Origin of the sequence: Microbulbifer aggregans (genome assembly GCF_020524005.1) — a bacterium.
In the GTDB taxonomy this organism is placed as follows: Bacteria; Pseudomonadota; Gammaproteobacteria; order Pseudomonadales; family Cellvibrionaceae; genus Microbulbifer; species Microbulbifer aggregans_A.
In genome coordinates this window covers 1-6,338 of the sequence record NZ_JAIVKK010000018.1, presented here as the reverse complement: position 1 = coordinate 6,338, position 6,338 = coordinate 1, and the positions used below count along the sequence as shown (strand labels likewise).

The following is a 6,338-nucleotide window of genomic DNA, read 5'->3' as shown; positions in this document are numbered from 1 at the left end:
CTCTGGTGGCATGTATGCGCAAGATGATTGTTATCCTCAACAGCATGGTACGAAATGGTACTGCCTGGGAGGGAAATATGGCCTAAGCGGTTGACTCAGAGCCATAGTCACTTGTTATGTTTTGACGCCACTACCGCCCCCAAAAATAGACCACAAATATTATTGCTACAACTATCAGTGCAGGAACTATAAAGGAAAATTTGTTTTCCTCTCTATTTTTCTCATAGACCCTAATCATTTCAGTCAGGTCATCAGGGCTAAATTTGTGACCACAATTTGGGCAATGATTCATTGTGATCTCTACCCAGTACCCGCAGTTTACGCAGGGATACTTTGATTCAGCCCTTTTAAAACTCCATTGAAATGGGAACATCAGCTATCCGAAAACATAACGCCCAGCGCAGGCGCAGCCAGTGCGGAGCGCATTTTGTGTTAATGTTTGAGCGCCAGCGAGTAACACAAAAGGTGCGTAGCGTTGGCTGTCGCTCTGCCGCTGATTGTTATGTGTTTTTCGCGCGGTAGTATGCATCACGGAACCTATAAACTCTCTTGAACAGATCAGGATGAGAATCTACAAGCTCTTGCCCCCATTCTTTCTCCAAGTTACTTGAAATCAAAGAGTGAGTTAATTCACTGCCTGAAACTAATTGGCTTAGCATTCCGCCGATCCCGACAGTCTCCCAGCTTAATTTTTCATGCATATCCGACTTCACATGGTAAGAGCTTGCGAGATCTTCAAGGTTCTGAAGTAACTCCCTTCCTTCTTTTATTAGATATTCCATGTTAATCGTACTCACTATCTCACTGACACATAACGTTCGGTTTAGGGACGGCTGGAGCGTAGCGTAATCCGTCCCAGCCGCTTCTTTCGCGGCGATTACAACCGCTTGTTAACTCCAAAATCCATGCAGTACGAACATACCAAATAGCATAACTCCCCAGCCTATAATTGCTACAATCGCACTCCGCATCCTTGACGCCAGATCGTCAAATACCATGCCTGAAGCTGCGACATGAAATTGTGTAAGTGCATAGCCAATGCCAAGATTAAACAATGAGCGCATATAAGATGAGCGCATGCATGCTTCACATGGATAATTTTCTATATTCGAATATAGGTAGACCGTATTTCCCACCATAATCACTGTTGCACATATCTCAGAAAACCCAAAATCCTGCTTTATCTGAGGCCATGACAAGCCAAAATCTTTGATGTAGATAAAGAGCCCTATAAAAAATGGGCTGAATAACGCCAGAAGTTCGTTCATGTGTGTGAGTTAACGCCCACGGCAGGGGCGGCTTACCTTGCGCGCGTTTTGCGCGAAAATGGGAGCGTAGCGACCCACGTAAAATGTGCACAAGATAAGCCGTCCCGCGGAGGCCCGAAGGGCCGGAGCTTTACTGCCCGTGATTGTTAAGTGTTTTATAGCCGATGCCCCGCTACGTGCTGGCCGTCGACCTTCAGTTGAATCTTGACCGTGAGCAAAGCAACAGCGAATACCTCTACTAGCCGACTGACTCCACCAACAACGATTTCCTTCCGTATTAACGGACTATCTTTGCTTACAGAGAATATTTGGTTATTTACACCAATCATTTTTTCACCGTGAAACAAGCGAATGCCGCTAAACCACGTATTTTCTACGATTAGGCGCTCGCCTTCCAACTCTCCAATTACCGTCGTTGTTGGCATACTTCTAGTTCCCTCTTGAATTCTTTAGGTAGCTCGAACACTTAACGCCGTGCGCAGCGGCGGCTTACTTTGCGTAGTTTTTGCGCGAACATAGGAGCGTAGCGACTGCGCAAAAAGTGCGCAAAGTAAGACGTCGGTCTGCCGCACCTTGTTAGAAATTTACCCATTAACGTATGTATTTAGCTGCTGAATTAAATATGGCCCGTATGTAATAAAAAAATAGCCAGCTAAAGCTGCTAAGCATAAGAATGAAACGAATATTCCCAACATACAAGAGATAGCTCTTTCAATCCCCAGCATTACTCCGAGCATAGCAACAGGAAGCATAATTGGAGAAAACAGTAAGACTAAGAACTTTTCTTTTGTTGTTGCCCCTGTGTCTCTCAGAGAGTCTACAAAATCTTCATAAATAAGACTTATCTCGATAAACACTGTTGTATTCTGAGGTGATTTCTTCATAACTTATCCGAATTTCTAACGCCGCGAGCAGCGGCAGCTTGCTTTGGGCGCTTTATGCGCGAAAATGAGAGCGAAGCGAACTGCGCATAAAGTGAACAAAGTAAGCTGCCCGGTGGAGGCCCGCAGGGCCGGAACGAAATGCCTCGCCTTGTTATAACTTGCGCTATGCATCGCGGATTGGTGCCGTGAGGTAGGATGATATGATGAACAAAGTCAACCCTACAATAAACGAGAGCAATATGGCCTTAAGGCTAAAACCTCCCATAAATTTCCCCAGGAGATAACCGCCAGTCGATCCAATGGCTATAGACGGCCACATACTGGCTCCCCCTCTTTTGGATATAACCGATGCACAGCTTGAGCAGACTAATGCTTTTGATTCAGAAAAAGTGAGCCGCTGCCTTATCAGATTGAAGAAGGGCAATGTATTTGTGCAATAAGGGCAATTTTTTATGGTTCATTCCCTCGAGTTATAACGCCCAGCGCAGGCGCAGCCAGCGCGGAGCACTTTTTGTGTTAATGTTTGAGCGCCAGCGAGTAACACAAAAGGTGCGTAGCGTTGGCTGTCGCTCTGCCGCTGATTGTTATATTTTTTTTACCCACCACAATGCCAACGGAGTTACAACGGCTGATACAACGTAGTAGAAAAACAAAACTGGCATTGAGAATGGACTCAAGAGCCAATCAAGATAGTACTCAAACCTTGTACATTCCCAAACCGCATCAAGTAACCCTGCACAATGTTTACCATCATAACCTTTCAAGGAGTGCCAGTACGTGGTGAGCATATAGGTAATCAGGGGAAAAACTAGCCCCGAGAGAATTACTATTTTTCTTTTGCTCACATACTCTCCGAAAATATAACGTTGCCAGCAGAGGCGGCCTACGCTGTTTATGCGCGAAGCGCATAGCGTGGGCCGTCCTGCGGAGGCGCGTAGCGCCGGAGCGTACTGCCTGGCTTGGTTAACTGTTTCCGAAGCGCTCAAGCAGGTACTTTTTATTAGAGCACGATATTTGACCAAAATAGATTCCTATTGGGAAAAATCCGAGCATATAGGGTTTTACTCTACATTTTTGCAATCCCGGAGAAAGCTCGGAGAACTCCATTTTCAAGCTCATGTATTTTCCATGAATTATTAGGCTACTTTCTGAACACTCTTCTACCTGAACGCGTCTAACCGGATTATCGAAGCTAAATGATATCTGTGTTCCGAAGATAGCATTAACCTTGTAATACTCCTCTCCGCTCTTTTCATAGAATTTCGATTCTAGCGCGCCTAAATTTATCTCTTTTTTCTTCATGTACAGTTAACGCCGCCAGCAGGGGCAGCTTACCTTGTGCGCGTTTTGCGCAAAATGGGAGCAGAGCGACCGCGCAAAACGTGCACAAGGTAAGCTGTCCCGCGGAGGGCCGAAGGCCCGGAGCATTTTGCCTGGCATTGTTAACTGTTGCAGTTTCAGATCCCGCTCCTCAAAACTATTAAGAGGAACATAGCAATGATTGCTACCGCGAACCACAATACGGCTTTGTAGAAAACAAACCTCTTTGGAGCACCTTTGCCCAACCCTAGGTAACAGCTTACCAATGATACAGGTACACCTAGAAATGCTCCCGCAAAAATAGAAGTAGCTATTGCTCCTCTCGGTATCGGCAAGACTTGAACCACATCGTCAAGGATATATATAACCAACATTACAAGGGTAATGATGCAAATTGTTTCAATTAAACTTTGCCTAGTGAGGGTCATAGCTCAGTTCTTAATGTCATCAGTTAACGCCGCGCTCAGGGGCGGCTTACTTTGTGCGCTTGATTGCGCAAAAATGTAGTGGTCTACTAATCCCGGACACCAATTTAGGTGGTAAAGTTGCCGCCTGAGACAGAGGTGTTCAATGAGTAGACAACGTCGATCCTTCTCTCCCGAGTTCAAGCTGGATGCTGCCCGCTTGGTTGTGGATCAAGGATATTCCGTATCTGAGGCCGGCCGTTCGCTGGATGTCGGTGCCAACGTCATCCGACGATGGGTGAAGCAGCTGGAGGCTGAGCGCGGCGGAGAGACGCCAACAAGTAAAGCCCTTACCTCGGAGCAGCAGAGAATCCAGGAGCTTGAAGCCCGCATCAATCGCTTAGAGCGGGAGAAAGAGATACTAAAAAAGGCTACCGCTCTCTTGATGTCCGACGAGATGAATCGTACGCGCTGATAGACCGATTAAGTGAGCAAGAGCCTGTGGATCTGGTCTGTGAAGCGTTTGGAGTACCTCGATCATGCTACTACGAATATAAGAGCAGGCAGGCCTCGATTGATGCGCCTAGGGTTCAACTCCGCGCCAAGGTGAACGAGATTTTCAAGCGCAGTCGTAGTGCTGCTGGCAGTCGAACAATCGTGGGGCTGCTCAACGAGCAGGGAATCACTATTGGGCGATTTAAGGTCCGCAGCTTGATGCGTGAAGCTGGATTGATCTGCAAGCAGCCGGGCCCGCACAAATACAAGAAGGCCACGGTTGAGCGACCGGATATACCGAATGAGCTTGATCGTCAGTTCAATGTGGCGCGGCCGAATCAAGTGTGGTGCGGCGATATCACCTATATCTGGGCCGGTTCTCGCTGGTGCTACTTAGCTACGGTGATCGACCTGTATGCCCGCCGTATCGTTGGCTGGGCTATCTCAGAACAGCCGGATGCCACGCTCACGGTTAAAGCACTGGAAATGGCTTGGGAGCAGCGAGGTAAACCGACTGGAGTCATGTTTCACTCAGACCAAAGCAGCCAGTATGCGAGCCGCCTATTCCGACAGCGGCTATGGCGCTACAGGATGATCCAGAGTATGAGCCGCCGTGGTAACTGCTGGGACAACGCACCGATGGAAAGGCTATTTCGCAGCTTGAAAAGTGAATGGGTACCTTCTCTCGGCTACGCCTCAATTGCAGAGGCCAGCAGAGACATCAGCTACTACCTGATGACCTACTACAACTGGGAACGTCCCCATCAACACAACGATGGCATGCCGCCTGCAAAGGCAGAAGAAAAACTTAACTTACTGTCCGGAAACAGTTGACCACTACAGATTTATAGTTATCACTGCGTATACCTGCTAACGCTGCCGGCAGGGGCAGCTTACCTTGTGCGCGTTTTGCGCAAAAATGGGAGCGCAGCGACTTGCGCAAAAGGTGCACAAGGTAAGCTGTCCCGCGGAGGGCCGGAGGCCCATAGCAAATTGCCCGGCATTGTTATGCACTTTCACCGTACCGCGCTAGCAGCTCACTAGCCAACTTTCTCCCACATTTACTCGATCTATTAGCTTGAATAAGAATGTCGTATATTTCTTGAGACTCACTTCGATTGAATATTTCGACAAACCCACCGTCTACCATTTCTTTCAAAGTAAAAGAAGCTCCTCCTAGACCATGCCCCCAGCCTTCGGAAATCGAGAATGAGCTTTCGAGATCTGGATTAACTGACAAGATTTTCGGATAGGACCCGTGGTGTCCTCCATTCCAATCCCCATCAATCACTAAAATATCAAAATACTGAACCATGTGATCTCGTAACTTGCATAACGCCCAGCGCAGGCGCAGCCAGCGCGGAGCGCATTTTGTGTTAATGTTTGAGTGCCAGCGAGTAACACAAAAGGTGCGTAGCGTTGGCTGTCGCTCTGCCGCTGCTTGTTAAGTGCCAGCTCCAAAGTACCATAACGAGGCAAATAATAGAGAGCCAACTACGACTTGCCCTAGTAGCCACTGAAGCAGAAGGACTCCTGCCACACCACCATTTTGATAGCGAGTTACAACAAATTTATGGTACGCAGCTCCCATGATTCCAAAAACCAGAAAGACGATGATCAAGTACACAATCGCTGAAGCTTCCAAAAATGCACTTAGAGATAAAGCAACCACAACGATTGCAGGCAAAGTAGCCACAGCCTCAACAATTTTTGATTCTACCTTCAATATTAACTACCAGACTCCATAGAGCACTTAACGCCGCGCTCAGCCGCAGCTTACTTTGGGCGCATTTTGCGCGAAAATGGGAGCACAGCGACCGCGCAAAAGGTGCGCAAAGTAAGCTGGGGACTTAACCCGCTTTTGCACACACCTAGTTGTTAGCAATTGATTTTACACTCAAATTCTTGAGGCGAAACGTACCCAATTGAAGAATGCGATCTCTGAGTGTTGTAGTAGCGCATATATT

The 6,338-nt window shown here is 47.4% G+C and carries 9 protein-coding genes; 1 reads left to right on the top strand and 8 read right to left on the bottom strand.

The window, feature by feature from the left end; all coding sequences use genetic code 11:
• Positions 1–130 precede the first annotated feature (130 nt).
• The 6 genes from LC093_RS20590 to LC093_RS19900 form a co-directional block, all read right to left on the bottom strand.
• On the bottom strand, positions 131–373 hold the full coding sequence (locus LC093_RS20590) for a zinc ribbon domain-containing protein (protein ID WP_413231517.1): 243 nt from the start codon (positions 371–373) through the stop codon (positions 131–133).
• A gap of 127 nt (positions 374–500) precedes the next feature.
• Positions 501–797, bottom strand: coding sequence for a hypothetical protein (locus tag LC093_RS19920; RefSeq protein ID WP_226669156.1), 297 nt, complete (start codon positions 795–797; stop codon positions 501–503).
• Positions 798–890: 93 nt separating this feature from the next.
• Positions 891–1,268, bottom strand: coding sequence for a hypothetical protein (locus tag LC093_RS19915; protein ID WP_226669152.1), 378 nt, complete (start codon positions 1,266–1,268; stop codon positions 891–893).
• A 155-nt stretch (positions 1,269–1,423) separates the two neighbouring features.
• The gene (locus LC093_RS19910; protein WP_226669150.1) at positions 1,424–1,693 is read right to left on the bottom strand and encodes a hypothetical protein; all 270 of its coding nucleotides are present in this window, start codon (positions 1,691–1,693) and stop codon (positions 1,424–1,426) included.
• 159 nt (positions 1,694–1,852) lie between these two features.
• Positions 1,853–2,152, bottom strand: coding sequence for a hypothetical protein (locus tag LC093_RS19905; protein ID WP_226669147.1), 300 nt, complete (start codon positions 2,150–2,152; stop codon positions 1,853–1,855).
• Between the two features lie 963 nt (positions 2,153–3,115).
• Positions 3,116–3,454, bottom strand: coding sequence for a hypothetical protein (locus LC093_RS19900; RefSeq protein ID WP_226669144.1), 339 nt, complete (start codon positions 3,452–3,454; stop codon positions 3,116–3,118).
• 588 nt (positions 3,455–4,042) lie between these two features.
• Here LC093_RS19900 and LC093_RS19895 point away from each other — a divergent pair.
• Positions 4,043–5,205 (top strand): IS3 family transposase gene (locus LC093_RS19895; RefSeq protein ID WP_226669142.1). Its coding sequence is split into 2 segments (ribosomal slippage): positions 4,043–4,298 and positions 4,298–5,205, totalling 1,164 coding nucleotides; the frame shifts between segments, so codons are not numbered across the junction.
• A 610-nt stretch (positions 5,206–5,815) separates the two neighbouring features.
• Here the strand turns inward: LC093_RS19895 and LC093_RS19890 are convergent.
• Both LC093_RS19890 and LC093_RS20585 read right to left on the bottom strand, forming a co-directional pair.
• Positions 5,816–6,097: a hypothetical protein gene (locus LC093_RS19890; protein ID WP_226669139.1), complete on the bottom strand. Its 282-nt coding sequence runs from the start codon at positions 6,095–6,097 to the stop codon at positions 5,816–5,818.
• Positions 6,098–6,249: 152 nt separating this feature from the next.
• Entirely contained in the window at positions 6,250–6,333 is an 84-nt protein-coding gene (locus tag LC093_RS20585) for a hypothetical protein (protein WP_413231504.1), read from the bottom strand.
• Positions 6,334–6,338: the final 5 nt, after the last annotated feature.

Bases quoted from the DNA above. Each gene is read 5' to 3' on its own strand.
- LC093_RS20590 (WP_413231517.1), bottom strand. From the start codon at position 373: ATGTTCCCATTTCAATGGAGTTTTAAAAGGGCTGAATCAAAGTATCCC.
- LC093_RS19910 (WP_226669150.1), bottom strand. From the start codon at position 1,693: ATGCCAACAACGACGGTAATTGGAGAGTTGGAAGGCGAGCGCCTAATC.
- LC093_RS19900 (WP_226669144.1), bottom strand. From the start codon at position 3,454: ATGAAGAAAAAAGAGATAAATTTAGGCGCGCTAGAATCGAAATTCTAT.
- LC093_RS19905 (WP_226669147.1), bottom strand. From the start codon at position 2,152: ATGAAGAAATCACCTCAGAATACAACAGTGTTTATCGAGATAAGTCTT.
- LC093_RS19915 (WP_226669152.1), bottom strand. From the start codon at position 1,268: ATGAACGAACTTCTGGCGTTATTCAGCCCATTTTTTATAGGGCTCTTT.
- LC093_RS20585 (WP_413231504.1), bottom strand. From the start codon at position 6,333: ATGCGCTACTACAACACTCAGAGATCGCATTCTTCAATTGGGTACGTT.